Annotated in this window: 20 protein-coding genes; 15 read left to right on the forward strand and 5 right to left on the reverse strand. The window is 45.8% G+C overall.

Annotation, left to right across the window (positions count from 1 at the left end; all coding sequences use genetic code 11):
- Window positions 1-45: 45 nt before the first annotated feature.
- Window positions 46-3,288: a bifunctional cytochrome P450/NADPH--P450 reductase gene (locus tag NKT06_RS13595; protein WP_253434988.1), complete on the forward strand. Its 3,243-nt coding sequence runs from the start codon at window positions 46-48 to the stop codon at window positions 3,286-3,288.
- Between the two features lie 128 nt (window positions 3,289-3,416).
- Entirely contained in the window at window positions 3,417-3,731 is a 315-nt protein-coding gene (locus tag NKT06_RS13600; RefSeq protein ID WP_253434993.1) for a hypothetical protein, read from the forward strand.
- A 143-nt stretch (window positions 3,732-3,874) separates the two neighbouring features.
- Here the strand turns inward: NKT06_RS13600 and NKT06_RS13605 are convergent, their stop codons facing one another.
- Window positions 3,875-5,377, reverse strand: a complete 1,503-nt coding sequence (locus tag NKT06_RS13605) for a carboxypeptidase M32 (protein ID WP_253434996.1) — start codon at window positions 5,375-5,377, stop codon at window positions 3,875-3,877.
- A 257-nt stretch (window positions 5,378-5,634) separates the two neighbouring features.
- Between NKT06_RS13605 and NKT06_RS13610 the strand changes: the two genes are divergently transcribed.
- From NKT06_RS13610 to NKT06_RS13645, 8 genes are all read left to right on the forward strand, one after another.
- Window positions 5,635-7,239, forward strand: coding sequence for an ABC transporter substrate-binding protein (locus tag NKT06_RS13610; protein WP_253434999.1), 1,605 nt, complete (start codon window positions 5,635-5,637; stop codon window positions 7,237-7,239).
- 92 nt (window positions 7,240-7,331) lie between these two features.
- Window positions 7,332-8,282 carry an ABC transporter permease gene (locus NKT06_RS13615; RefSeq protein WP_253435003.1) on the forward strand — a complete coding sequence of 317 codons (951 nt, stop codon included), beginning with the start codon at window positions 7,332-7,334 and terminating at the stop codon, window positions 8,280-8,282.
- Between the two features lie 21 nt (window positions 8,283-8,303).
- Window positions 8,304-9,227 (forward strand): ABC transporter permease, encoded by a 924-nt coding sequence (locus NKT06_RS13620; RefSeq protein WP_253442538.1) that lies wholly within the window; start codon window positions 8,304-8,306, stop codon window positions 9,225-9,227.
- Window positions 9,205-10,221: an ABC transporter ATP-binding protein gene (locus NKT06_RS13625; protein ID WP_253435006.1), complete on the forward strand. Its 1,017-nt coding sequence runs from the start codon at window positions 9,205-9,207 to the stop codon at window positions 10,219-10,221. Before NKT06_RS13620 ends, NKT06_RS13625 begins: the two co-directional genes overlap by 23 nt.
- A complete protein-coding gene (locus NKT06_RS13630) occupies window positions 10,199-11,188 on the forward strand; it encodes an ABC transporter ATP-binding protein (RefSeq protein WP_253435009.1) in 990 nt (329 codons plus the stop codon). The genes NKT06_RS13625 and NKT06_RS13630 overlap by 23 nt, the downstream gene beginning before the upstream one ends.
- A gap of 35 nt (window positions 11,189-11,223) precedes the next feature.
- Complete coding sequence (locus NKT06_RS13635) at window positions 11,224-12,477, forward strand: M20 metallopeptidase family protein (RefSeq protein ID WP_253435012.1); 1,254 nt, start codon at window positions 11,224-11,226, stop codon at window positions 12,475-12,477.
- The gene (locus NKT06_RS13640) at window positions 12,470-14,176 is read left to right on the forward strand and encodes a M28 family metallopeptidase (RefSeq protein WP_253435015.1); all 1,707 of its coding nucleotides are present in this window, start codon (window positions 12,470-12,472) and stop codon (window positions 14,174-14,176) included. The genes NKT06_RS13635 and NKT06_RS13640 overlap by 8 nt, the downstream gene beginning before the upstream one ends.
- A gap of 22 nt (window positions 14,177-14,198) precedes the next feature.
- The gene (locus tag NKT06_RS13645) at window positions 14,199-14,963 is read left to right on the forward strand and encodes an SDR family NAD(P)-dependent oxidoreductase (RefSeq protein ID WP_253435019.1); all 765 of its coding nucleotides are present in this window, start codon (window positions 14,199-14,201) and stop codon (window positions 14,961-14,963) included.
- Between the two features lie 40 nt (window positions 14,964-15,003).
- On the opposite strand, the gene NKT06_RS13650 is transcribed toward NKT06_RS13645, so the two are convergent.
- Window positions 15,004-15,927, reverse strand: coding sequence for a LysR family transcriptional regulator (locus tag NKT06_RS13650; RefSeq protein WP_253435024.1), 924 nt, complete (start codon window positions 15,925-15,927; stop codon window positions 15,004-15,006).
- A gap of 268 nt (window positions 15,928-16,195) precedes the next feature.
- Between NKT06_RS13650 and NKT06_RS13655 the strand changes: the two genes are divergently transcribed.
- From NKT06_RS13655 to NKT06_RS13665, 3 genes are all read left to right on the forward strand, one after another.
- Window positions 16,196-16,783, forward strand: coding sequence for a TetR/AcrR family transcriptional regulator (locus NKT06_RS13655; protein WP_253435027.1), 588 nt, complete (start codon window positions 16,196-16,198; stop codon window positions 16,781-16,783).
- A gap of 68 nt (window positions 16,784-16,851) precedes the next feature.
- The gene (locus tag NKT06_RS13660) at window positions 16,852-18,333 is read left to right on the forward strand and encodes a DHA2 family efflux MFS transporter permease subunit (RefSeq protein WP_253442545.1); all 1,482 of its coding nucleotides are present in this window, start codon (window positions 16,852-16,854) and stop codon (window positions 18,331-18,333) included.
- 310 nt (window positions 18,334-18,643) lie between these two features.
- Window positions 18,644-19,288, forward strand: coding sequence for a protein kinase family protein (locus NKT06_RS13665; protein WP_253435030.1), 645 nt, complete (start codon window positions 18,644-18,646; stop codon window positions 19,286-19,288).
- Between the two features lie 88 nt (window positions 19,289-19,376).
- Here the strand turns inward: NKT06_RS13665 and NKT06_RS13670 are convergent, their stop codons facing one another.
- Window positions 19,377-20,354 carry an alpha/beta fold hydrolase gene (locus tag NKT06_RS13670; protein ID WP_253435033.1) on the reverse strand — a complete coding sequence of 326 codons (978 nt, stop codon included), beginning with the start codon at window positions 20,352-20,354 and terminating at the stop codon, window positions 19,377-19,379.
- Between the two features lie 200 nt (window positions 20,355-20,554).
- On the opposite strand from NKT06_RS13670, the gene NKT06_RS13675 reads away from it, so the two are divergent.
- Window positions 20,555-21,532, forward strand: a complete 978-nt coding sequence (locus NKT06_RS13675) for an MBL fold metallo-hydrolase (protein ID WP_253435036.1) — start codon at window positions 20,555-20,557, stop codon at window positions 21,530-21,532.
- A gap of 51 nt (window positions 21,533-21,583) precedes the next feature.
- Here NKT06_RS13675 and NKT06_RS13680 read toward each other — a convergent pair whose 3' ends face one another.
- On the reverse strand, window positions 21,584-22,165 hold the full coding sequence (locus tag NKT06_RS13680; RefSeq protein ID WP_253435041.1) for a LysE family transporter: 582 nt from the start codon (window positions 22,163-22,165) through the stop codon (window positions 21,584-21,586).
- Between the two features lie 129 nt (window positions 22,166-22,294).
- Between NKT06_RS13680 and NKT06_RS13685 the strand changes: the two genes are divergently transcribed.
- The gene (locus tag NKT06_RS13685; RefSeq protein ID WP_253435045.1) at window positions 22,295-22,849 is read left to right on the forward strand and encodes a helix-turn-helix domain-containing protein; all 555 of its coding nucleotides are present in this window, start codon (window positions 22,295-22,297) and stop codon (window positions 22,847-22,849) included.
- A 138-nt stretch (window positions 22,850-22,987) separates the two neighbouring features.
- Here NKT06_RS13685 and abnB read toward each other — a convergent pair whose 3' ends face one another.
- Window positions 22,988-25,405: an arabinan endo-1,5-alpha-L-arabinosidase AbnB gene (gene abnB, locus NKT06_RS13690; RefSeq protein ID WP_253435047.1), complete on the reverse strand. Its 2,418-nt coding sequence runs from the start codon at window positions 25,403-25,405 to the stop codon at window positions 22,988-22,990.
- Between the last annotated feature and the right edge of the window lie 224 nt (window positions 25,406-25,629).

Consider the following 25,629-nt stretch of genomic DNA (forward strand, 5'->3'; position numbering starts at 1 on the left):
TAGCGAATACCTTGCTCCACGACGTACAGATAAGAGGTGATCATCATGAATAATACACCTTACATACCACAGCCTAAAATGTATGGACCGCTTGGAAATCTGCCTTTGATTGATAAAAATAAACCAACGTTGTCACTAGGCGCACTGGCTGAACAGTATGGACCGATATATCGCCTTACCGTCCCCGGTTATTCCGGTTTAATCGTATCTGGGCCAGATCTTGTTGCTGAGTTATGTGATGTGTCCCGTTTTGACAAGTTTGTATACAATGAACTCGAAAACGTCCGTGCTTTTGGAGGCGATGGTTTATTCACTAGTAGAACATCAGAGCCCAACTGGAAAAAGGCCCATAACATTCTGCTTCCCACCTTCAGCAAACAGGCCATGAAAGGTTATCATCCCATGATGGTGGATATTGCCGAACAGTTAATCAACAAGTGGGCACGCCTCAATTCCAATGATACGATTGATCTTGCAGACGATATGACACGTCTTACGTTGGATACCATTGGACTATGTGGATTCAATTATCGGTTTAACAGCTTTTACAGACAGGATCACAGTCCTTTTATTGAGAGCATGGTTAGGGCGCTGAATGAAGCTATGCAGAAGAGCTCACGTTTGAAAATTCAGAATCTGCTTATGGTCAAAACCAAACGACAGTTCCAGGAGGATATTCAGACGATGTTCTCTCTGGTAGATCAGATTATAGAGGAACGTAAAGCGAGTTCAGCACCTGAAGAGGTCGACTTGCTCGCACGTATGCTGAATGGCAAAGATCCGGAGACAGGAGAAATGCTGGATGATGAGAACATCCGTTATCAGATTATTACATTTCTTATTGCCGGACATGAAACGACGAGTGGTTTGTTATCCTTTGCCTTATATTTTTTATTGAAAAATCCGGAATCGCTCCAAAAGGCGTATGAAGAGGTCGATCAGATATTGGTCAGTGAATCACCTCAATATGAAGAAGTTCTTCAGCTTCCCTATATTCGGATGATTCTAAGTGAATCGCTGCGTCTCTGGCCAACCGCTCCGGGATTTGATGTATATGCCAAAGAAGACACCGTTATAGGTGGCAAGTATCCCTTGAAGAAAGGGGAAAGTTGCAGCATTCTTCTGCCCCAGCTTCACCGTGACAGAGAGGCCTGGGGAGAGGATGCGGAACTTTTCCGTCCAGAGCGATTTGAAGATACGACGAAAGTGCCTCATCATGCTTATAAACCTTTTGGGAATGGGGAGAGAGCATGTATCGGCATGCAGTTTGCTTTATATGAAGCAACACTTGTGCTTGGCATGGTCCTCAAACATTTTGAACTGATCGATTATAGCGATTACGAATTGGATGTTAAACAGACGCTGACATTGAAGCCGGGAGACTTCCGGATCCAGGTGAAAGCGCGCGCGGCTACGCAAATGATGAATAAGGCTACTGTGTATGCAAAAGAGAAACCTGGTCCTGTTGTTCATAAAAATATAGCAGGTGACAGCAAGACGGAAGATGCCCTGGCCGTTGAGGCAGATAGTAACCCATCGTTGCTGGTATTATATGGTTCCAATCTGGGAACAGCAGAAGGCATTGCCCGAGAGCTTGTGGAGAAAGGCCGTTCGAACGGAATCCCAAGTACAGCAGCTTCTCTGAATGAGTGGGTTGGCCGGTTACCCCGACAGGGTGTCGTTCTCATCGTCACTGCGTCATATAACGGTAAACCACCGCAAAATGCTACGGCATTTGTAGACTGGTTGAAGGAAGCAGAGTCAGAGGAGACGAGGGATGTGAACTATGCCGTTCTGGGCTGTGGAGATCGAAGCTGGTCGGGAACATACCAGAGTATTCCGCGATTAATGGATGAGAAACTTGAAAAATTAGGTGGCAAACGACTGTTATCCCGCGGTGAAGCCGATGCCGGAGGTGATATGGAGAAACAAGTCGAGGCGTGGCAACATATGTTGTGGCCTCAGGTGCTGAATGCTTTGGGGATCAACGCGGAAGTTGTGAAGCCCTCCATACCAAGCACAAGCAGACTTCAAATGGAGTTTGTCCATAAGGCAGCTGAGATGCCGCTTGCACAAACATATGATGCCAGCTATGCCACGGTATTAGTTAATAAAGAACTTCAGGAGATGGGAAGTGGGAGAAGCACACGTCACATTGAGGTGTTGCTTCCTAAAGATATGACTTATAGAGAAGGCGATCATCTCGGCGTGTTGCCTAGCAATCAGCCGCAGAATGTGGACCGGGTTCTGAGTCGGTTCGGATTAAGTGGAGATGTCCACGTTCAATTAACTTCGGACACGAAACACCTTACACATCTTCCCCTGAACCGTCCCGTCAAGGTACAAGAGTTGCTCACTCAATGTGTGGAACTGCAAACACCTGTTACCAGAACACAGTTGCAGGAGTTGGCTAATCATACGGTATGCCCCCCTCATAAGCGTGAACTGGAAGGCATGTTGGACGAAAACAGTTATAGGGATTATATTCTTGCCCATCGAATCACCATGTTGGACCTGTTAGAAAAGTATGAGGCGTGTGAGTTACCTTTTGAAAAATTCATTGAACTATTGCCTCCGCTTAAGCCCAGATATTATTCAATATCCAGCTCGCCAAGACTGAATTTGGAGCAAGCGAGCATAACCGTATCGGTAGTAAAAGAGCCTGCATGGAGTGGAAAGGGCATATACCTTGGCGTTGCTTCATCATACCTCGCCAATTGCCAATCCGGAGAACGTATACTGATGTTTGTACGGACGCCGGAATCCGAATTTGTTCTATCGGAAGAGGCTGATGTTCCCATGATCATGGTAGGACCGGGAACGGGGGTTGCACCGTTCAGAAGTTTCCTCCAGGCAAGAGCTGTCATGAAACAAAGAGGTTTGCCACTGAGTGAGGCGCATTTGTTCTTTGGGTGCAGGAATGATTCAGATTTCATCTATCGTCAGGATCTAGAACAATACGAACGAGAAGGGATCGTTAAGTTACACACTGCTTTTTCTCGTGCGGAAGGCAAGCCCAAAACGTATGTACAGGATCTGATGAAAGAGGATTCCGAGCAGTTGGTTCATATGCTCATGAACAATGGAAGAATCTACGTATGTGGAGATGGAAGCCAGATGGCTCCTGCGGTGGAAGTGACTTTGCAGCAGGCGTATCAAGAGGTGCAGGGAGCAACGAGGCAGCAAGCGAAAGACTGGCTCATTCAGCTTCAGGCGGAAGGACGATATGTGCAAGACGTATGGGCCGGTAATAAACGAACGGTTGAAACCTCTGCATGTATCTATTAAAACTTAAAAATGAAAGAGTAGTTCACATAAAACACATCAAATATTTTCATTATATGACAAATATTACATTTTAATAAAGTGATATCCTATATGATGAAAATGTATTTAAATACGAAAGGGAGATGAAGATGAAAAAGAAACTTATGATTGGTCTATTAACCGTCGTTGCATGTTTCACCCTTGGCTCTACATCTTTTGCAGCTAGTGTACCTTCAACTTCAATTAATAATCTACCCGAAAGTACACAAGTCGTTCCTTACGCACAAAAGTATATAACTTGGCAAGTTATCTTGCCTAAATCTACATTCCCGACGCTTGGTGATATTCCAATGACAGCAAGTTATAATGTTGATCCATACTGGGGACAACTGACACTTAAATCAGTTGATGGTCAGACAGGTTATACATGGACCGTGACCTACGAAGGTTATGTCAATTATTAAGTAGTAAAATGAATACTGCTACTCATCTATAAACAGCCGCACGATTTGGAGTTTCACATCCAAATCGGCGGCTGTTTTAAGTGGATTTGGCAACAGAAGTTTGTTGAATAGTTAGAACTTGTTGGGCTAAACGTGGTCACAGATCATAGCTCATAGAGTTGCTCATATTTGTTGGTCAAATATTGGATCAATGGAGCGGAGTCAATTCCTTTCCCAGTGATAGACTGAATTAGCTCATCCGCCGATTTGGATTTACCAAATTGATGAACATGAGTCGTTAGCCATCCGGTAATTGTCTCGATATTGTCCGATTCAATCAGATGATCATAATCGGGAAGATCGCGGCGAATCGCTTCATGCAACTGTGCTGCATACACAAAACCTAGCGTATAGGATGGAAACAAACCAAACCCGGCACTCCAATGTCCATCTTGTAAAATTCCATCCAGATGGGTAGGGGGACGAACCCCCAAATATTCCTCGTATTTATCATTCCACGCATCAGGTAACTCTTCATAATCCACTTCTCCAGCGATAATCGCCTGTTCCAGCTCATACCGAATAATAAGATGCAGGTTGTAGGTAAGCTCGTCTGCTTCAAAGCGGTTAAACGTTGGTTTCACTGCATTTAATGCAAAATAAAACTCATCCAGATTTACATGGCCGAACGTTTCCGGTTTGATTTTTTGCAAGCTGAGATAGTTGTTTTCCCAGAATCCTTTATGTCTGCCAATGAATTTCTCATAGAAGATCGATTGTGACTCATGAATGCCATACGAAGTGAAGATGCCCAGTCCGGTATGAATCAAGTCGGGATTAATATTCTGCGTATAGAGCGAGTGCCCGCCTTCATGCAAAGCACTCCACAGGGAAACACGAACATCATTCTCTACAAACTTGGCTGCAAGCCTAGCATCGTATGGATTAATGGCAGAACTGAATGGATGGACAGTGGCACCGAATTGCCCGGCATCAAAATCGTATCGAATGGCATCTAACAGTTCAATGCCAAGCTGTCTTTGCTCTTCTAACGGGAAAGGACGAGTGAAGATGGATGTATCCGGTTGCTTGGAGGAAGCCACAACACGGCGGATCAGAGGTAACAGAGCGGATTTCAGTTCACTGAAAATGCGGTTTAATGTGACGGTATCCAGATCAGGGTCGAATTGCTGCACGAGTGGATCATATACATGTTGCTCGTACCCCCAATAACCGGCGAACTTCAAGCTGGCATCAAAGATTTGCTTCAAATGCGGTGCGAAAATGGAGAAATCATTGGCGGCTCTCGCTTCGAGCCAAGCGGCATTAGCAAGACCTTGTTGATGAACAAACGTCTGATATTCTTCAATGGGAATCGCGCTCCATCGTTTATATGCTTTCAAGTGCTCCGCAATGATTCTACCGGTTAATTCGTCAATGTTCTCATTCCGTGTTTCTTCCTCCAGTCTTAAACCAAAATCCGAATCCGTTTGTAAACGAAATAGCTCTCCCGCTAAGGTCGCTTTGGCACGTGCAGCGTATGAAGCGCCTTTTTTGGGTGCTCCTGTGCGGGCATCCCAGGCGAGCAGGGTTTGAACCTGCTTATAGTGCTCTATTTTTTCGATGTGCTGCTTAAGCGTAGAGTCCAGACGTTCGAGTGTGGTCATGAGTGATGACTCCTTCCAGATAAAGGATGAAATTTAAGTTGAATATTACCATCGGAATACTCGGGTGTATATAGTTTCACGCTTTTTTCATAGTTTACAAAAAATGAATTAACACATTATTATTGCTTATTTTACAAAAACACGCCTTTCCATTAGCCTGAGAATACCAATATTCACTAATCCGACATGAACACTTGTATATCATTCGGGATCGTGAAATCGGATTAACCATTATGCATGAGAGCGAGAGGGGTTACATGATGAGAAATCGAACCAAACCTGCATTAATCATGATTCTGGCATTCCTGCTTCTGGCTGGCTGCGCATCGGGTGCACAAGATCAGAACACACAAGCGGCATCAGCAACGGGGGACAATCCATCCCAACAAACGGGTACTGAAGTCAAGGCGGGCGGGACGTTGAACGTGGGTTATCCAACACAACCGGTCACTCTGGATGCACATGTTTCTTCCAATACAGCGGTCAAGGATATTTCACGTGAGATCTATGAACAACTGGTGACATTGGACAAAGACGCACAGGTTATTCCACTTCTTGCTGAATCCTATGAGATTAGTGAAGACAAATTATCGTATACGTTTCATCTGCGACAAGGTGTGAAGTTTCATAATGGCAAGCTGCTACAGGCAGAGGACGTAGTGGCTTCCCTGAATCGCTGGATCAAGCTGTCCAGTCACGGGAAGGCGAATTTCGTAGGTGCAGAGGCGAAAGAAACCGATCCATCTACCGTCGTCCTGCAATTAAAGACACCATTTCTATTAACTCTGCAACTCCTAGCCGATCCGATTCCGGCAGCAGCTATTTATCCGAAGGAAGTCGTGGATGAGGCAGATGACAAGGGCATCAAATCCTACATCGGTACAGGTCCGTTTCAATTGGAGGAGTGGAAGCAGGACCAGTACATTCATTTGAAAAAGTATGATGATTATGCTGCCCGTACCGAGCCAAGTAATGGCGCCGGCGGCAAAAAGGAAGCGCTGGTCGATGACTTGTACTTCCGTTTTGTCACAGACGAGTCGACCAGATTGGCGGGAATTACGTCTGGGGAATATGACATTGCCTTAAATATCTCTGTGGATAACGAAGAGCAAATAGCAGGCAACCCGGAGCTGCAAACGTTCCTCAGTCCAGGAGGTATGATTGGCTATTTCTATAACAGTAATGATGGCTTGTTCAAGAACGTCAAGCTTCGTCAGGCTGTTAATGCCATACAGAATGCGGATGACATTCTGACGTCTGCATTCCGTGATCCACAATTCTATGTGAAGACGTCTTCGCTGGTCCTTCCGGAATATCCGAACTGGTACTCGGAAGCGGGCAAGGAAGCTTACAGCCAGGCTAATGCGGACAAGGCAAAGCAATTGCTTCAGGAGGCAGGTTATAACGGCGAAGAGATCAAAATTTTCACGACGAGAGATTATGTGGACCAATATAACGTAGCCGTTGTTTTGCAGCAGGAGTTGGAGTCGATTGGTATCAAGGTCAAACTGGATGTTTACGATTGGCCAACGTTGCAGGAAAAGCTCGGCACGGGTACAGGATGGGATATCTATCCAATGAGTTATGCATTCCGGCCTACGTTCTATCAATACTCGTTCTGGGGAGGCGGAGCAGGGCTGTTAAAAAGTGAGAAGCTAAACGAGCTGCTTCAGGGAATTCGCACGTCAGAATCGGTAGAAGCCGCAAGGCCGCTGATTGATGAATTGCAGCAATTTGTATGGACCGAAGTTCCATTCTCTCAGATCGGACATACGAAACAGGTTACAGCGCTATCGAAAAATATCAGTGGATTCCAAAATATTTTGGGACCTATATTCTGGAATACAACCAACAACAAGTAGCTGAAGCAAAGGGCAACGGATGAAAAGGCGTAACATCGCTTTTACAGGAATACGCCTTTCCGTATGCCAACACGAGAGTGAGGTGCCCTCTTATGGGTGGATATATCGTTCGGCGGTTATTATCCTTGATTCCGGTTTTGTTTGTCGTCGCCATCGTTGTGTTCTCCATCATTCATGTCACACCCGGAGATCCGGCTGCCATTCTGCTGGGGGAAGAGGCCACAAAGGCGGACATTGATGAATTAAGAAGCAAAATGGGGTTGGACAGACCAATCTATGAGCAATTTGGCATTTGGATGCTGGGACTGTTATCGGGCAATCTGGGGGAATCCATCTTTCTGGACAAGCCTGTGACGGAAGCATTTTTTGAAAGGCTGGCGCCCACATTATCCCTCGCAATCATTGCACAGGTGATTGGTGTTTTTCTTGCCTTGTTTCTAGGCATTACAGCGGTTAAACGAAGAGGCACGATCGTGGATCAATCGGTGATGGGGTTCTCCATGCTTGGTATTTCAATTCCGAGTTTTCTGCTGGGATCACTATTGGTCATGTTCTTTAGTGTAAAGCTACGCTGGCTACCGGTTGCAGGATATCAGCCGCTAAGCGAAGGGGTGTGGCAGCATATCAAATACCTGCTGTTACCAGGCCTTGTGCTCGGCATCATTCAGGCAGCACTTATTACCCGGATGACGAGATCGTCCATTCTCGATGTGATGTCCGGCAATTTTATCAAGACCGCGAAAGCCAAGGGAGTCAAAGAAAAAACGATCGTATATACACATGCGTTACGCGTTGCATTCATCCCCATTCTAACGGTAATTGGGGAATCATTCGGTGGGCTGGTAACAGGTGCAGCAGTCATTGAAACGTTGTTCAATATTCCGGGCGTTGGTCAACTCATCGTGAATTCAATTAGTCGAAGAGATTATTCAGTTATTCAGGGGTCGGTACTGCTGGTTACCGTGGCTTATGTGTTCGTGAATCTGATTGTTGATTTGTTATACGGTTTGGTCGATCCGCGGGTTCGATTAAGCAAGAAATAAACGGGAGGTGGAGAGCACTTGATAACCAATCCGGGAACTACCATCGCTCCGTCAGGACTTCACAAGAAGGCAAAGAGCAGACGCATCGCATTCAGGCGTTTTATGAATAATCCCTTGTTAACTACAGGGGCGGGAATTTTACTTGTCGTTTTCCTGCTGGTAATTATCGGACCTTTCATTACCCCGTACGGCCCATTACAGATTGATCCGGTGAATCGCCTCAAAGGTCCAAGCGGGCAGCATGTTTTTGGTACGGATAACTTTGGTCGTGATGTATTCACTCGTGCCGTATACGGTTTGCGTATTTCGGTTGCGGTTGGTTTCGCTGTTACGGCCGTGGCATCTTTGATTGGGTTGATTGTGGGGCTATTATCCGCAAGTTACTCCGTGCTGGACCACATATTTATGCGTATCTGTGATGGGTTGTTTGCTTTTCCATCCATTCTTCTCGCTATTTCCATCATGGCCGCACTTGGTCCGAATCCGGGAAATGTCATTATTGCCCTAAGTATTATCTTCATTCCATCCATGGCTCGAATCATTCGTTCCAAAGCGCTGGTAATTCGTGAGCTGACATATATCGAAGCGTTGCATGCACAGGGAGCCAGCAGTTGGCGGATCATCTGGATTCATATGGCACCCAATACACTGTCGCCGCTTATTATCCAATCCAGTTTTATATTTGCCGTATCGATTCTGACGGAAGCTTCGTTAAGTTTCCTTGGCGCGGGTATTCCTTCACCGTCCCCAAGTCTAGGGAATATGCTCTTTGACGGAAAAACGGTAATCTATAACGCTTGGTGGATGACAGTCTTTCCTGGCATTTTCCTGGTACTCGTTGTGTTGGGACTTAATCTGTTCGGTGATGGTCTAAGAGATCTGCTCGACCCGCATGCGAATAAGGTGAAAAGGGGGAGACGACGTGGGAAAACAACCGCTGCTTGAGGTGAAAGATCTGAAAGTATCCATCTCAACCGAGAAGGGAACGATTTACCCGGTGGAAGGTGTGTCCTTCCACGTCCTTGCTGGTGAGACGCTCGGCATCGTTGGCGAATCCGGGTGTGGAAAGAGCGTAACCGCCGAATCCATTCTCCGATTGTTTGATGAAGACTACGTGGATTACTCCGGTGAAGTCCTCTACGAGGGAACGGATCTTTTGAGCTTATCGAAAAAACAAATGGAACGCATTCGTGGCAATGAACTCTCCATGATCTTTCAAGACCCCATGTCTTCCCTGAATCCGGTACAGACCATCGGTAAACAAATTGCCGAGAGCTTGAAGCTGCATCAGGGCATGAAGGGCAGGAAGGCACGTCTTGCTGCTGTGGACCTGCTGCGAATGACGGGAATTCCTTCACCAGAGAAGAGGGTAGATGAGCATCCGCATGAAATCTCAGGAGGGATGCGACAACGGGTCATGATTGCGATGGCGTTGGCCTGTAATCCCAAACTGCTTATCGCGGATGAACCAACCACTGCACTGGACGTAACGATTCAGGCTCAGATTCTGGAACTGATTGAGAGTCTGCAATCGAAGACAGGGCTGGGTGTCATCCTGATCACACATGATCTGGGTGTCGTCGCAGAGACGTGCACAAGGGTCGCCGTTATGTATCTTGGACAAGTCGTGGAGGAGGCGAGTGTGGACGATTTATTTTTCAATCCGAAGCATCCCTATACGTCAGGTTTAATGAAATCCATTCCACGAATAGATGGTGAACAGCACAGCAAACTGCATGTTATAGAGGGAACGGTTCCGGCGCTGCATCAGATTCCCGAGGGATGCAGGTTTGCTCCAAGATGCGCTTATGCAGATGAACAGTGTCTTCGAACAGCACCTCCATTGAAACAGGTGGACGACAAACATTCGGTACGCTGCTGGTATCCCGGTATAGCAACGATTCAGGAGGAGACACATGAACTCGAAATCATTGGTTGAGTCGAAGCCACTATTGCAGGTGAGCAATCTGAATAAACATTTCCCTGTTCGATCTTCTTTTGGGCGAACCAAAGGACAAGTCAAGGCGGTTAATGGTGTGTCCTTCGACATCCATACGGGGCAAACCTTCGGACTGGTGGGAGAGTCAGGGTGTGGCAAGAGCACGCTTGGTCGGTCCATTCTCAGACTTGTTGAACCGACGTCCGGGGAAGCATTTTATGAGGGGACAGATATTCTCGGATTAAAGAAAAAAGAATTGAGAAATTACAGGCAACATATGCAGATGGTTTTCCAGGACCCGTATACCTCGCTGGACCCTCGCAAACGAGTGGGATATTCGATTGAAGAACCGCTTTTAATCCATAAAAAGGGCAATAAACGGGACAGAATGGAAACAGCTCTGTCATTGCTGCGCAAAGTCGGATTCACTGAAGAGCATTATGAGCGCTTTCCTCATGAATTTTCCGGCGGTCAACGCCAGCGGCTGGGGATAGCCAAAGCGCTGGCCCTTGGGCCAAAGCTGATCATATGTGACGAACCGGTATCGGCGCTGGATGTATCGATTCAATCCCAGGTTATCAATCTGTTGGAAGAGGTTCAGGAGGAACTGGGGATTGCCTATTTGTTTATTGCCCATGACCTAAGCGTGGTACGCCATATTGCCGATCGCATTGGCGTGATGTATCTGGGCGAAATGGTAGAGCAGGGACCCGCAGAAGCTTTGTTCGCCGATCCTCTCCATCCGTATACCCAATCTCTGTTGTCAGCGGTACCCATTCCTAATCCAAGAGTGAAGCGGGAAAGAGTGGTATTAAGCGGGGAGATTCCCTCTCCACTTCAGCCTCCTTCAGGCTGTGTTTTTCATCCCCGCTGTCCTTATGCGATGGAGACATGCCGTCAGGTCGTTCCTCAGAAACGCTTCGTCTCACCAGAACGCGAGGTGCAATGTCATTTATATGACGAATAATGGTCAACTCAACAAGGAAGAGGAGGAATGAAACGATGAGTTTTCGTACTACAGCCGAAAAGTGGAAGGATGAGGCCATTCGGCTCCGCCGTCATATTCACCAGAACCCTGAGCTTGGTCACCAGGAATTTGAAACAGCCAAGCTGGTTGCGCAATTTTTATTGGAGGCTGGCCTTGAAGTGCAGACCGATGTAGGTGGAACAGGGGTGGTTGGACTTCTGAAAGGTGGACGGGACGGGAGAACCATTGGCATTCGCGCCGATATGGATGCCTTGCCTATTGAGGAGAAGACCGGGTTGCCATATGCCAGCACTCGTGAGGGTGTGATGCACGCATGCGGGCACGATGTGCATACAGCGATATTACTTGGTACAGCAGCGGCTTTAAGTGAGCACAGGGATGAACTTCAGGGAACAGTGAAATTTATTTTCCAGCCTGCGGAGGAAGTAAGGGGAGGAGCTACGGATCTGATTGAGGCAGGTGTATTGCAGAACCCTGAGTTGGATGCGATTATTGCCCTGCACGTATGGCCGGATTTGCCCGCAGGCAAGATTGGATTGCGGAAAGGGGCCATGCTGGCAGCGGCAGATGCTTTTGATATTCTGGTGACGGGAAAAGGGGGTCATGCTGCGTATCCACATCGAACGGTTGACCCGGTGATTATAGCTGCCCAGATCATAACTGCGTTGCAAACGGTTGTATCCCGCAACCTGTCTCCACTGGATTCTTCCGTCATCTCGATTACGAAGCTGCAAAGCAATAGCAATGCCTATAATGTTATCGCAGGTGAAGTTCAACTCAGAGGTACGATCCGTACGCACAATCCGGAGACGCGTGAAGCTGTGCCAATATATATGAAGCGTCTCATCGAGACGATTGCGGAAGGTTTTGGCGGACAAGCGGAGTTCGAATATTACCGTGGCGGTTCACCCGTGATTAACGATGATCACGTAGTCGACGTGATTGAACGTGCGGCAGAGTCTGTGATTGGCAGAGATTCGGTCGTATATCTGAAGGAACCTTCCATGGGTGCCGAAGATTTTGGTGCTTATCTTGAATATGTGCCTGGAGCCATATTCCGGTTAGGAACCGTGGCAGAGGGAGATGCTCGTTCGCAGCTTCCTCTTCACAGTGATTCGATTATCTTTGATGAGCAAGCCATTGTCACAGGCATATCGGTTCTTGGCGAAACGGCCATTCAATATTTGAACCAGAGCAACGATGATGAATCAAAAGTTGTATTAGGCGTTGCAGCAGGCAATGAGGCAAGGGGGAATACTAATGGCTGAGTTGCAGCAACAAACGGAGCAGAATGTCGTTCTGCATGAGATCGATCGTGATCTGCTGCTTGAATACAATACAGAGATAGCCAAGGAGATTCGTTTATCCGGATCTGAAGAAGAACTTCGGGCGTTTCGTTATATCCAAGAGCAATTGGAGAGCTTCGGTCTGACTACGGAGCTTACGTTTAACGAGGCTTACATCAGTATCCCGCTCCGAGCAGAACTTCGGGTTGGCGACATTTCTTTCGCGGCTATTACACATTCAATGTCAGCCCAGACGGAACAATTGAACACGGAATTAAGATTCCTGGATCTGGAACAGAGAGACCGGAACTCCAAGGAGGATCAGCAGATGAACAGCGCGGTGATTGTGCATGGACTGGCCAATTGGGCAACCATTCACCATTTGCAACAACAGGGTGCCAAGGCGATCATTTTCATCAATAGTGGTGCGTATACGCATGAGATGATTGTTTCCTCCGTGTGGGGGAATCCAACACCAGAGGATGATGGCTATCCTGTCATTCCGGTGCTGTCGGTCAATAAGGCTGATGGAGAGCAGATTAAGTCGCTGATATCCACGCATGATGATGATACGGTCGAGGTTACGTTGCATGCCGAGGTGAGAACTGGTTGGGTTAAGATACCCACACTGATTGCTGAAATACAAGGCACAGTGGAGCGTGAATCCTTTGTGCTATTCAGCGGACATGTAGATTCCTGGCATTATGGTGCGATGGATAACGGCTCCGCCAATGCAGTCATGGTGGAAGTGGCACGTGTATTATCTCTACACCGTCATTCTCTGCGGCGCTCTGTTCGTTTTGCTTTTTGGTCCGGGCATTCTCATGGCAGATATGCGGGTTCTGCGTTATATAGTGATCTACATTGGGAGGATTTGCACGAGAATGGCGTGCTTCATATCAATATTGATTCTGTGGGCGCCAAGGGTGCCAGTAATCTGGCTGCAGCGAACACAATGGCAGAGACCAAGGACTTATGTGAGCATGCCATTCGAATCGTAACAGATGAACCTTTCCGTGGATCACCTTTTGGCAAGTCGGGAGATCAATCTTTTTGGGGCGCCGGACTTCCGTCGGCTTTCATGGGCTTATCCTATCAGCCTGAAGGCTGGTTTGGTTGGTGGTGGCATACGACGGAGGACACCTTGGACAAAATTGACGGAGATGTTCTGGCACGAGATTGCAAAGTGTACGCAGCAGCAGTCCACCATGCCGCTTCTTCCCCGATCATTCCCATTGATCAGAGGCCAGCTGTTCAGATTTTATCGGACAGAATAAGCTATTACGCCGAACTTGTCGGGGAACATATTGATTTTTCACGTATAACAAGCAGGATACAACAACTGCAAGCTGTTACAGAGCGGTTCTATGAACGGGTTGAACGTGAATCCTTGCCGGATACGTCAGTTTCAGAGGTGAATCGAACGATATTGGCACTCAGCAGATGGCTTGTTCCCATCAACTACGTCCAAGGCAGCCGTTATGATCATGATCTCGCAGGCAGTCATGTATTGGTACCCGCTCTTGCGGAAGCCGAGCAGTTGGCTGCGGCCACAGTGGGTAGTGAAGCCTTCTACAAGTTAAGAACATCGCTTGTTCGTCAGGCGAATCGTATCGGTTATGAGATTAAACAGGCAATTATTCTTGCGGCCGAAAGGGAGAGACATCTCCATTCCAACTGAATTGTACAAAGGAGAGAACATCATGACTGAACGAAGATTTGTAGGTGAAAAGGTCGTTATTACTGGAGCAGCAGGTGTATTTGGACGTTGGATTGCCAGAGCCTACGCAGCTGAAGGAGCGAAACTGTATTTGTCTGATATTCGAGAAGACGCCTTACGAAATGTAGCAGATGAACTGAAGCAGGAAGGGGTGGATGTACACTGGCATGTGACCAATCTTGTGGATGAGCAATCCATCAATGAACTAGTTCAAGTGGTTGAACACCAATGGAATACGCCAGATATTGTGATCAACAATGCAGGGATATACCCGTATCGTACACTGATGAACATGACGCTTCAGGATTGGAATGATACGATGGATCTGAATCTGGCGGCACCGTTTCTGCTCACACAGCAGTTTGCCAACCAGATGATTGGATGCGGGGTGGAAGGTTCCTTCATTAATATAAGCTCCGGAGCAGCTTCCACCGCCGGTGTTGGTATGGGGAACTATTCCGTTTCCAAGGTGGGGATCGAGATGCTCACCAAAACCTTCGCACTGGAATTGTCACCCTATCGCATTCGGGTTAATGCCGTTGTACCAGGATATGCGCCCGGTAGTGAGGTTAGTGTGATGACACAGGCACATACGGAACATATGATTAAAATTACACCGTTAGGTCGGACGTCCGGTCCTGACGATGCACCTCAAGCGATCTTGTATCTGACCTCGAAGCAGGCGTCATTTATCACAGGCAGCATACTGACGGTAGATGGGGGGCGCACGGCAGGCAGATTGAAATAGCGAAGTGCTCCTGTGCTGTTATAGCAGCTGGCAAGTCATGTTATGGCATTGCCAGCTTGGAAGGAAGCTCGAACTCTGGAACATACAGATTACTTTGGAGTAGTGCGGTTCGAATATCCAGCATTAGTTTCTCGCTCGCAGTACCAAGCGGAGTATTTCGTTTACGCAAGACGCCGACTATGGGGCCAACCTTCAGATCGGCAATGGGTTGGATAACCGTTCCCGGAATGGCAGGAGCGATTGTTGCAATGGGAGCAATCGTTATGCCCAATTTGGCTTGTACATAATATTTGTGAGATCGGATATTAGATATTTCGATACCTTGATAATCACTATCAATTTTTTCAGCCAACAGCTGCTCAATTCGAATTCGAATCGGACAATTTGGAGGTGTGAACAGAAATGGTTGACCCTTCAGATCCTGCAAATGTATTTCAGTAGCTTGAGCGAATGGATGCGTGTTATACAATAATAAGGCCATGGGTTCAAAAAGAAGAGGCTGAAACTCGGTATCCAGACTGGTTTCTGGAGAAGGGCAGACAGCAAAATCAAGCTGTTCATCCACGACCAGCTCATTTAGCAACTTGCTGTCCCCAATACGGATGCTGAGTCTGATTTTTGGATTTTTCTCCACAAATGAAGACAGAATCGCCGGAAGTCTGTGGCTCGCTGTGGGCTCGGATACTCCGATTCGAACATAACCGGCTTGTCCTTGTTGGATATCCGAGATGGTATTCGTTAAGTACTCATATTCCTTAAGAAGCTGATCGGCTCTTGCGTAGAAAATTTTCCCCGCTTCCGTCAATTTAATCTTTTTTCCTCTGTCAATTAATTTCACACCGAGATCACCTTCAAGCTTCTGAATGTGTTGTGTGATGGCGGGTTGTGAATACTGCAATGCTTCTGCTGCCTGCTGAAAGCTTCCAAGCTTTACAATGGTTTGAAAGGTCTTAATCATTCGCATTTCCATGGCAAACACCTTTCTATGAATATATGTTTTGAATAATGACTTACAATTTCTCGATTAGTATAGCATGTTTAATGCATACTATTCCAATTGGATTTAAATATTTTGATAATCTGACCAAGAACTGTCGCTTGGTTTATTTGCTTACTTCTGAACTGTTAACGTTTACATTAAAATTTGAAATAAAAAGGATTGACAGTACCGATCTGAGCGAGTTTAATTATATAGACCGATTGTTATAATTATTTGAAGGAAGTGGCTTTCGTTGAGTGAAAAGTCTAATGCTAGGGAGTCCATTGTCAGCACAGCAGCGAGACTGTTTTTTTCACAAGGATATCATGCGACTGGTCTGAATCAGATCATCAAAGAGAGTAGTACGCCGAAAGGGTCGTTGTATCATTATTTCCCGCATGGCAAGGAAGAGCTCGCGCACGAGTGTATTCAAAAGGCCAATGAACATATTCTGCAGACATTTGAGAAAACATTTGCAGCCCATGACAATACAGGAGATGCCATTCAGCAATTTATTCATGATTTGGCTTATGAGACAGAAGCAGCCGGGTTTACCGGATTTCTGCCTTTCAGCTTCTGGGCAGCTGTGGAGACATCGTGTATTAGTCAGCAGTTGCGTGTTGCATGTCAGGGTGTATTTGCAGATTGGCAGGATGTTATTAAGAAACATCTGATTCTGGATGGCGTTGGTGAAGAGAAGGCGCGGGAGACGGCACTTCTGATCATTTCTTTGATGGAGGGAGCACTGATTATCAGCCTGACGAATCAGGATAAACAGCCTCTGCTGACGGCTGCTGAGTATTTGTCGGTTGTGACGAAGAATGCCAAACAGCTTCAATAAGTTATACCAAGAGACAGAGAAAAAGAAAGTTCGATACGTTTGAGGAGGATGGGATCGTGGAGGTTTCCATGAAGGCTGATTCTGCACAGAATCAACAAGAAACAAAGCAATACAAGGTATTTCCGATTTTGTTCGCAATGCTGCTGAGCGGCTTTATTGGTCTGTTTGGCGAAACGGCATTAAACGTGGCTTTGACACCACTTATGGGTCTGCTTGAAGTAGGACCTACAACGATTCAATGGTTAACCACAGGTTACTTGCTTGTGTTGGGAATTCTGGTGCCGGTATCCGGTATGCTGTTGCAATGGTTTACAACCAGACAGCTGTTCACAACTTCCCTGATTTTCTCGATTGCAGGCACACTTGTTGCTGCGCTTGCACCTAGTTTCGAAATTCTGTTGGTGGCCCGGGTACTTCAGGCTGTAGGTACAGCGCTGTTGCTGCCACTGATGTTTAATACCATATTGGTTATTTTCCCGATTGAGAAACGTGGTGCTGCCATGGGATTAATCGGTTTGGTTATTATGTTTGCGCCAGCAAGTGGTCCAAGTATCTCCGGTCTGATCCTGGCTAATCTGAGCTGGCACTGGATCTTCTGGATCTCCTTGCCGTTCTTCATTATCTCACTGGTATGTGGCTTGCTGTTCTTGCCGAATATCTCGAAATTGACCAAGCCCAAAATTGACGTATTATCCATTATCCTTTCTACTCTTGGATTTGGTGGTATCGTATACGGCTTCAGTAGCGCAGGGGGACACGGGGAAACTGGCGGAGGCTGGACGAGTCCGGTCGTTGTTGCCACTCTCGTTATTGGTGTGTTGTCCTTGCTGTTATTCAGTATCCGTCAGCTAAGAATGAAGCAGCCAATGATGGATCTGCGTGCATTCCGATATCCGATGTTTACGATTGGTCTAATCCTGATCTTCATCTCGATGATGATGATGTTGTCTTCGATGTTGATTCTGCCAATGTACCTGCAACAAGGTATGGCAGTTACAGCATTAACTGCCGGACTAGTCCTGTTGCCAGGTAGCTTGCTGAATGGATTCTTGTCTCCAATCATGGGACGTCTGTTCGACAAGTTTGGTCCAAAATGGCTTGTTATTATCGGGATGGCTATCGTATCCGTTGTTTTGTTCCTGTATACAGGCATTGAAGCAACAACTTCCCTTGGCACGATCATTACGTTGCACGTGTTCATGATGGTCGGTATTTCGATGATTATGATGCCTGCACAAACGAACGGTTTGAACCAGTTGCCTCCTGAATTCTACCCTCACGGTACTGCGATTATGAATACACTGCAACAAGTCTCCGGAGCTATTGGTACGGCTGTGGCAGTAAGTATCCTGAGTGCAGGACAGACTCGCTTCTTAAGCAGTGTGGCGAACCCTGAGACTCCGGAGAACCAGTTGGCTGGTTTCACGTCAGGTGTACAAAATGCGTTTGTCTTTGCATTGGTTCTTGCCGTAATTGGACTGATCATTTCACTCTTTGTGAAACGGGTCAAAGTTGGAGCTCAAGCTGGACAACAAGGTCCAATGCATTAATTCTTTAACTAATATGAACAAGCAAGTATAGTAACAGAGCGATGTGTTCCTTGATCCTAAGGAAGCATCGCTTTTTTGCGTATGTATTCTATCTTTTTTAGGGTTGACGTGAAACGGGTTACAGCTATTAAAGTAAGAAAATAGTCGGGATACGGCGGTTCCAAGCATAAATTTCAGAGCAAATACTTCATGTTTCGGCAAAATAGTATATGTTCATACTAATATAAAAGGGTAATATAGGATGTATTAGTGCAATTTTTAACTAACCGAAAACGGTTTATACTTTATTTTTACGCAAGGAGACATTGTTATGATCATCATCAATCCCATATGCAATACCATTGAAAAGATGCTGCTGCACTACGAAAAAAATGGCCATCTCACTCTACAGGCTTCGCTTATTAGTAATAACTCGGTTGTATATAGATTGCAAGACTATTGTCTCAAGGTATACGCTTCACGTGCAAGATTGGATGGAGAGATGGAAAGTGAAGCACTCAGATCATTGCAGAGTCATCTTTTTGCACCTAAAATGTATGCGTATTCACCTGGTGAGTACACCCTAACAGAATGGATTGAAGCATTCAATCTGAAACAGTATCGTGAGAAATATGGACACATTCCTCCCAACTTGATATGCGATATGTTTACGACGGAACTTCAGCAGATTCGTGCTGGATATTGGGACTGGGATGTCATTCGATATGAGAATTTGCTCTGGACCGAGACAGGTGATGTAAAAAGAATGAACTTCTGGCTGTGTGAGCCTGCGAAATCCAGGCGTGAGTGCTTATATAATCAGGTCGTTCGGAAAATTGATAACATCTACAATGGGGATCGAACTGAAATGGAGGCGATGGAGCATTACTTATATCGTCACGAATTGACTTCAGCAGAGATCGAGCAAGCCTTCAGCGATTTCAGAGCCGAGCGGCCAAGACTGGAGTTAGCATAATAAATCTCATACGCAAAACCCCAAAGATATGGATAATCTTTGGGGTTTCTTTTTTAGAATAGCCTAACAAACGTTGGTAGAGTGAAAGTTACTTCTTCACCACGGCCAATATTTCATCGGCAACGAGATCAGGACGGAATTGATGGATGTAATGATCGGTATCTTTAATGGTTATCTGTTTGGATTCATTAGACCAGGATTTGAATTCTACTTGTGATTTATCCCAGTCGGGTTCACTGGCACCAAGGTAGTCAGCCGTCAGTATCGTGAGTGGAAACAAAAACGGTTGCTTGTGATCTACGACCACTTTGGCATTTTCAGCTATTTCACGTAATTCATCCAACGTATTTGCATTTCCATAGTTGTGCAACAGAGCAGTTGTATCGATTTTCTTCAGTTCATCGGGTACAAGCTTCAATTTGTTACGATTGGCATTGGATGTCTCGACAACAAGGTCTGATTGCATGGAAAGGCGGAATAGTCCGGTTTGGATACGGAATTTATTCGCAAAACCACCTATTGTATCTGCCAAAGAGTCATCGTCCTTCGCATAATATTCGGGGCTTCCGCCATCAATCATGACGATCCCCTTGACGAGTTCCGGGTATTTTTGTGCAAAACGAATGGTTTCCAGCGAGCCGAGTGAATGTCCAACCAATACATAAGGTGGTTTCTGTCCAGACACTTGTAATAACTCATGCAATTCCTCAGCGACGGTATCGACATCACGTTTCTGGTCGGTTCGATCGCTATATCCATAGCCAAACCGGTCATATACTGCGAATTTCGTATTGGGAGCGAGTTTTTCATATAACGGATAATAGTCTACATAGGGATTAGCGGTACCCCAGCCGGAGGCGAGCACTACGGTTACATCACCTTCTCCACCCGTATATAAATGCATATTTTCACCATGTACTTTGTACAACTCTCCAGGAGGAACAAGTATTTTTGCATCTTGTCTTGCACCTACTTGTTGGTAGATCACCCCTGTACTCAGAAGCAGCAGAATCAAAGCCAGGTCGAATATCAAAAACTTAACTAATCTTTTGCGCCATTTCTTCATGTTCTATCACATACTCTCCATGTATTTTCTCTATCATATACGCCTAATCTTATATGAGAGAAAACACAGTCTTAATTCTGTCTTAATTAACCGAAAATTGAATATCGACGGTCAATGAATTAATATATAGCTACGATATGAATATATTTTATCCAAATGTTGAATCACAGATCGATTATATAGAACAGAAGGTATGGACAATGACAAAATACGAAAATCAGCTCCCGACTTCAGCCGGCATGAACTTCAAGTCCTTGATCAGTATATTGAGAGATTCCATGCGTGGCAATGTAGAGCGGAGGCCATCAGGCACGATGCCCATGGAGATATGTGAACCTGCAGAATCATTCAGTGCATCCGATAATCCGCAGGTTACATGGTTCGGCCATTCAGCCTTTTTGCTTGAAATCGAGGGTCACAGGTTGCTCTTTGATCCGATGCTGGGCAATCGTCCATCCCCCGTATCCTGGGTGGGTACCAAACGTTACAGCACGAATCTACCGATTCAACCGGAGGATTTTCCGGCGCTGGATGCAATCATTATATCGCATGACCATTATGATCATCTGGACTATGAGTCCATTCGCAGATTGAAGGATAAAACAAAGCGATTTATCGTGCCGCTTGGCGTCCGCCGTCGACTGACTCAACTGGGTGTGCCCTCGGAGCAGATTACCGAGCATAACTGGTGGGATGAGTTATCGTTCAAAGGTCTAACATTGGCTTGTACGCCAGCACGACATTTTTCAGGCAGAGGATTATTCGACCGCAATTCTACCTTATGGTGTTCGTGGGTCATCGCTGGACAACATACAAAAGTGTTCTTTAGTGGTGACAGTGGATACGGCCCTCATTTCAAGGAAATTGGCAGTAAATACGGGCCATTTGACCTGACTTTGATGGAATGTGGGCAATATGACGAACGGTGGTCCAACATTCACATGATGCCGGAAGAAACGGTGCAAGCGCATTTGGATGTAGGTGGCAAGTTGCTTATCCCTATTCATTGGGCGGCATTTACGCTGGCCTATCATGCCTGGAATGAACCGGTCGAACGGATCACCAAGGCTGCACATGCTTTGAAAGTTAAGATTGCAACACCCAAAATCGGCGAGAAGGTTGTACTTCATACGGAGGATTATCCTACACATCCATGGTGGAGACCGGAATTAAGTTGAAATTAAAAGCGTTCAGCTCATTCAATGAGCGGACGCTTTTTCTGTTGCATTTTACATCAGGATTGATAGAGCACTGTAGATTAACAAAATACCCATTACGATATTAACAGGACGCTCGTACCTTAATAGAAAACTCTGAAATAACATGCCACCGAACGCCCAGGTCATATTGGCGCTAATGCCGATGAAGGTGAGAAGCAGGGAAAATACGATGAGTTGAACATGGGATTGCCCAAGAGGCAGAACAAAAACGGATATGGCCGTAAGCCCATACAGAATGACTTTGGGATTCATGAATTGCAAGGTGAACCCGAATAGAAATGAATAATGATTGCCCTTGTTTTCTTGTGATTCCGCAGGTTTACTTCGCATGATTTTGAGCGCCAGGTAGAGCATGTACACACACCCTAACACGTTCAAAACGGGTGTGATCTTGGGGATATATTGATGAAGAATAAGGTTGAAGTAACTGGACAAAAACATAATAAGCAGGCAGCCAACTGAAACTCCACTAATAAACGGAAGGGTCTTGCGGAAACCCTTATTTTTTGCATGTGTCATGGAAATGATATTGTTGGGGCCCGGTGTAAATGATGCGATGATTGCGTATGTCACCAAAGGTATAATGTTCATAGATCCTCCACGTCTTCTCAAGTTGTGTGATATAATAAACTAAATGTGCGTTATAACGTACGTTCTTTATCATTGTACAATATGTGCGCTATAAAGCACAACTTGTTTATATATGGAGGAGGATGGATTTTGAAGAACATTAATCATATTCTTGCTCAGAACTTGAAACAGCTTAGGGAACAAAGAAAGCTTAGTTTGGACAAGGTTGCCGAAATGTCCGGCATTAGCAAGACCATGCTGGGTCAGATTGAACGTGGCGAATCCAATCCTTCGATTGGTACCGTATGGAAGATCGCCAACGGCCTGAAAATTTCTTTTACTGCTTTGATCCACGAACCGAAATCAGATACTACCGTTGTAACGGGTAATGATGTTCAAGTATTGATGGAGGATGAGGGAAGGGTACGAATATATCTGCATTTTCCTTTTGAAGAGGGTCGGCGTTTTGAAATATATGTGATGGAGATGGACCCTCAATCTGCGTTAAATGCAGAATCGCATATCGAAGGTACGGAAGAATTCATTACGGTCTTTGAGGGGGAAGTTACGATTCGGGTTGGGACGGAAGAATATACGGTGAACCAAGGGGAGTCGATCCGTTTTGGGGCGGACAAGCCTCATGCCTATGTTAACGCTGGTGCTAAGACCAATAAAATGAACATGGTTATTCATTATTCGAAGTAATATACAAAGCAGCCTGATGCAATGAACTGCGGCCCTATTGTTAAACTAAACATGTCTAACAAAGGTGTGCATTTTAATGCATAGGCTGCTTTATTGGTGTGTTCGTTATGGAGCCCAGCGCCTATGATATAACCTGAGTTAAGGCTTTTCTTTGGCCTGACGCTGAATTTCCTTCGCTGTTAATGCTTTATCGTATACTCTTACATTATCCAAGCTGCCTTTGTAGAACGGATCAGCCGCATAACGACTTTTGCCCAGATAAGCTTCTGTTACATGCAGATCTTTTGGATTAAAAGTAATCTCAGCGCTGCTTGCAACAGATGTACCATTGACATATAGAGTACCCACATCACCTTGAAGGGTTACAGCCACATGAACCCACTCCTTAGAAGGCAAGGGATTGGCAGCAATGAGACTCTGATCCCGTCCCTCATTATGAATGGTGAATTGTAATGCCCCATTATGTTGGGAGGGAGTAAGGAACATATGTCTCGTCAACCCATTTCCAAAGTCGAAAATACGTTGCCAGGACCCGCCGCCGTCCCAATTGACCCAAGCACTAAATGTGAAATCCGTTGTATCTGTAACGAGTCCAGGTAACTGAATATAACTGTCTGTCCCATTGAATATAGCAGCCTGATTTTTGCCACCTGCAGCAGAACTCACCACATTATAAGCTTGTCCATCATAATTGTTCTTACTGTCATCCTGTGCGATTTTTGCAATTTTCTTGTGTTCAAACGTATACTCCCCGAGCAATGGGCTTACCGCTTGCTGTGGAATGATGACGTTGAACGTTTTGGAACTTACTGCTGTTCCTTTACGAATCGTAGCGGTTAATTTCACTTTGGCATCCCCCTTGCCAGCGCGTGGTCGCTGCACTACACCAGTAGCGGATAGAGCCGAAGGGTTGGAGCTTTTCCACGTAATCTCTGCATCACCTGATCCCTTTGCAGGCAGTGAGAGATTGAAGAACACATGATCCGTATTACCAATGCTCAGATCTTTTTTTATTGCATCTACAATGTCCTGATCACTTCGTTCAACACCTTGACTTCCCCAGATGGCAATCCCGGAGGAGGAGAGGGCGCTAAAGGTTAGAACCGTACATTGGAATTCCGAATTCCATTCATGTGTGAAAACGCCGTTGTACACAACGTTATTCGATGTAATCTGAACTTGGTTGTCTGTGCCGAGACTCCATGTTCCTGTCACGGCACCATTAATTTGCCCATCTGCTGTGAACCGAACGGTCTGCGATGGCTTGATGTCCGCCGTGATGTCCTTACCGTGATTCACCCACTGGTACTTACCGGCGATATCCTCAGCTGTCAGTTGCGTTGTATCCTCTCCCAAGGCAGCATAGCGATACGGAGAAACGACGGGCCAACCGTCTGCATTCATATGCATCTCATGTACACGGACTTCATGTTCTTCACCACGCCCCGGAAAACGGGAATGGAAGATCAGATATTGTTTGTCTGTCTCCGCATCAATATAAGCTGAGTTGTGTCCCGGTGATACATAACCGGTTCCCAAGCCTGTGCCCGGATCGCCAATCTGTCTCTCGAACAGGAAGTTCCCCATTAATTTGACTCCAAAAGGCTCAATGGAACGATCGTCAAATAGCGGTTTATCCTTGTTCGCTTTAACGTTGATCATATCGTTTCCTTCGGCATCAAGGAAAGGACCATCCGGCGTTTGGGAACGAGCAACTCGAATGTTATATCCTCCGTCAGCACCCAGGCCGCCGTAAGACAGGTATAGATAATAATAATCGGTTTCGGGACTGTAGAGCATATAAGGTGCTTCAATACGACTATGGTTGCCTCCGGTCAGCTTTTTGCCATAACCTTGATTCGGCAACGGTTTGCCTGTGGTCTCATCCATCTCCAGAATGAAAATCCCCCCGGAGTAGGAGCCGTATACCATCCATAACTTGCCGTTTTTATCATAGAAGACATCAGGATCGACCACATTGGGGTGAATTGTTGCATCGTAAATGGTACCATCCTCACTGATCTGATCCCACATGCCAGATTTCAACAGAATACCCTGGTCCTTATAAGGTCCTTCAATGTTATCTGCGACAGCAATTCCGAGGGCTGAGCGTGGAGAGTCCCCTTTACAAGCATTGTAGTACATATAAAATTTACCGTCCGCGAGCTGAATGACATCTGCCGCCCATAACGTATCTGTCTGTGCCCATTCCAGGGCTTCAGCGAATTCCTTGGTTACATTGGGGACAACAGGGTTGTTATCCGTAACGCCAGAGGCGACGAGATCCCAGTTCAGAAAATCTTTGGACTTGGCCACTTGCAGGTGTGATCCAAAAATATAAAAGGTATCCTCTACCTTAATGACAGAAGGGTCATGAACGGAAACATTTTTGAATGATGGAGCTGGATTTACGATAGGTGCAATGGAAGTCTGTGAGTTACCCACGGTTGCCCCTGAACCATTGGCGAACACCGAGACCGGTGCCAAAGTTGTTGCAGTAAGTAATGCGGTGCTTAGTACAGAAATGTTAAGTACGTTTATCCAATAACGTTTCATACGTTTCCCCTTTCCTAATTCCCGGAATGAAAAATAACCCGATACTTGGCAACACACGATATAAGGTTCAGCAGACCTCCTTTGGGTGCTTTATTATATAGAGCGCTTTCATTTGATATATTATCAATTGGTTTATATGTTTGTAAACCATAAATATGATGGGTTTATAGCAAAATAAATAAAAATAAGAGCGGGGAGACGGACCGATAAAGCTTTTTACATAG

Origin of the sequence: Paenibacillus sp. 1781tsa1, assembly GCF_024159265.1 — a bacterium.
Taxonomy (GTDB): Bacteria; Bacillota; Bacilli; order Paenibacillales; family Paenibacillaceae; genus Paenibacillus.

Coding starts and splice junctions, on each gene's coding strand:
- NKT06_RS13595 (WP_253434988.1), top strand. CDS start 46: ATGAATAATACACCTTACATACCACAGCCTAAAATGTATGGACCGCTT.
- NKT06_RS13600 (WP_253434993.1), top strand. CDS start 3,417: ATGAAAAAGAAACTTATGATTGGTCTATTAACCGTCGTTGCATGTTTC.
- NKT06_RS13605 (WP_253434996.1), bottom strand. CDS start 5,377: ATGACCACACTCGAACGTCTGGACTCTACGCTTAAGCAGCACATCGAA.
- NKT06_RS13610 (WP_253434999.1), top strand. CDS start 5,635: ATGATGAGAAATCGAACCAAACCTGCATTAATCATGATTCTGGCATTC.
- NKT06_RS13615 (WP_253435003.1), top strand. CDS start 7,332: ATGGGTGGATATATCGTTCGGCGGTTATTATCCTTGATTCCGGTTTTG.
- NKT06_RS13630 (WP_253435009.1), top strand. CDS start 10,199: ATGAACTCGAAATCATTGGTTGAGTCGAAGCCACTATTGCAGGTGAGC.
- NKT06_RS13635 (WP_253435012.1), top strand. CDS start 11,224: ATGAGTTTTCGTACTACAGCCGAAAAGTGGAAGGATGAGGCCATTCGG.
- NKT06_RS13640 (WP_253435015.1), top strand. CDS start 12,470: ATGGCTGAGTTGCAGCAACAAACGGAGCAGAATGTCGTTCTGCATGAG.
- NKT06_RS13645 (WP_253435019.1), top strand. CDS start 14,199: ATGACTGAACGAAGATTTGTAGGTGAAAAGGTCGTTATTACTGGAGCA.
- NKT06_RS13650 (WP_253435024.1), bottom strand. CDS start 15,927: ATGCGAATGATTAAGACCTTTCAAACCATTGTAAAGCTTGGAAGCTTT.
- NKT06_RS13660 (WP_253442545.1), top strand. CDS start 16,852: ATGAAGGCTGATTCTGCACAGAATCAACAAGAAACAAAGCAATACAAG.
- NKT06_RS13665 (WP_253435030.1), top strand. CDS start 18,644: ATGATCATCATCAATCCCATATGCAATACCATTGAAAAGATGCTGCTG.
- NKT06_RS13670 (WP_253435033.1), bottom strand. CDS start 20,354: ATGAAGAAATGGCGCAAAAGATTAGTTAAGTTTTTGATATTCGACCTG.
- NKT06_RS13675 (WP_253435036.1), top strand. CDS start 20,555: ATGACAAAATACGAAAATCAGCTCCCGACTTCAGCCGGCATGAACTTC.
- NKT06_RS13680 (WP_253435041.1), bottom strand. CDS start 22,165: ATGAACATTATACCTTTGGTGACATACGCAATCATCGCATCATTTACA.
- abnB (WP_253435047.1), bottom strand. CDS start 25,405: ATGAAACGTTATTGGATAAACGTACTTAACATTTCTGTACTAAGCACC.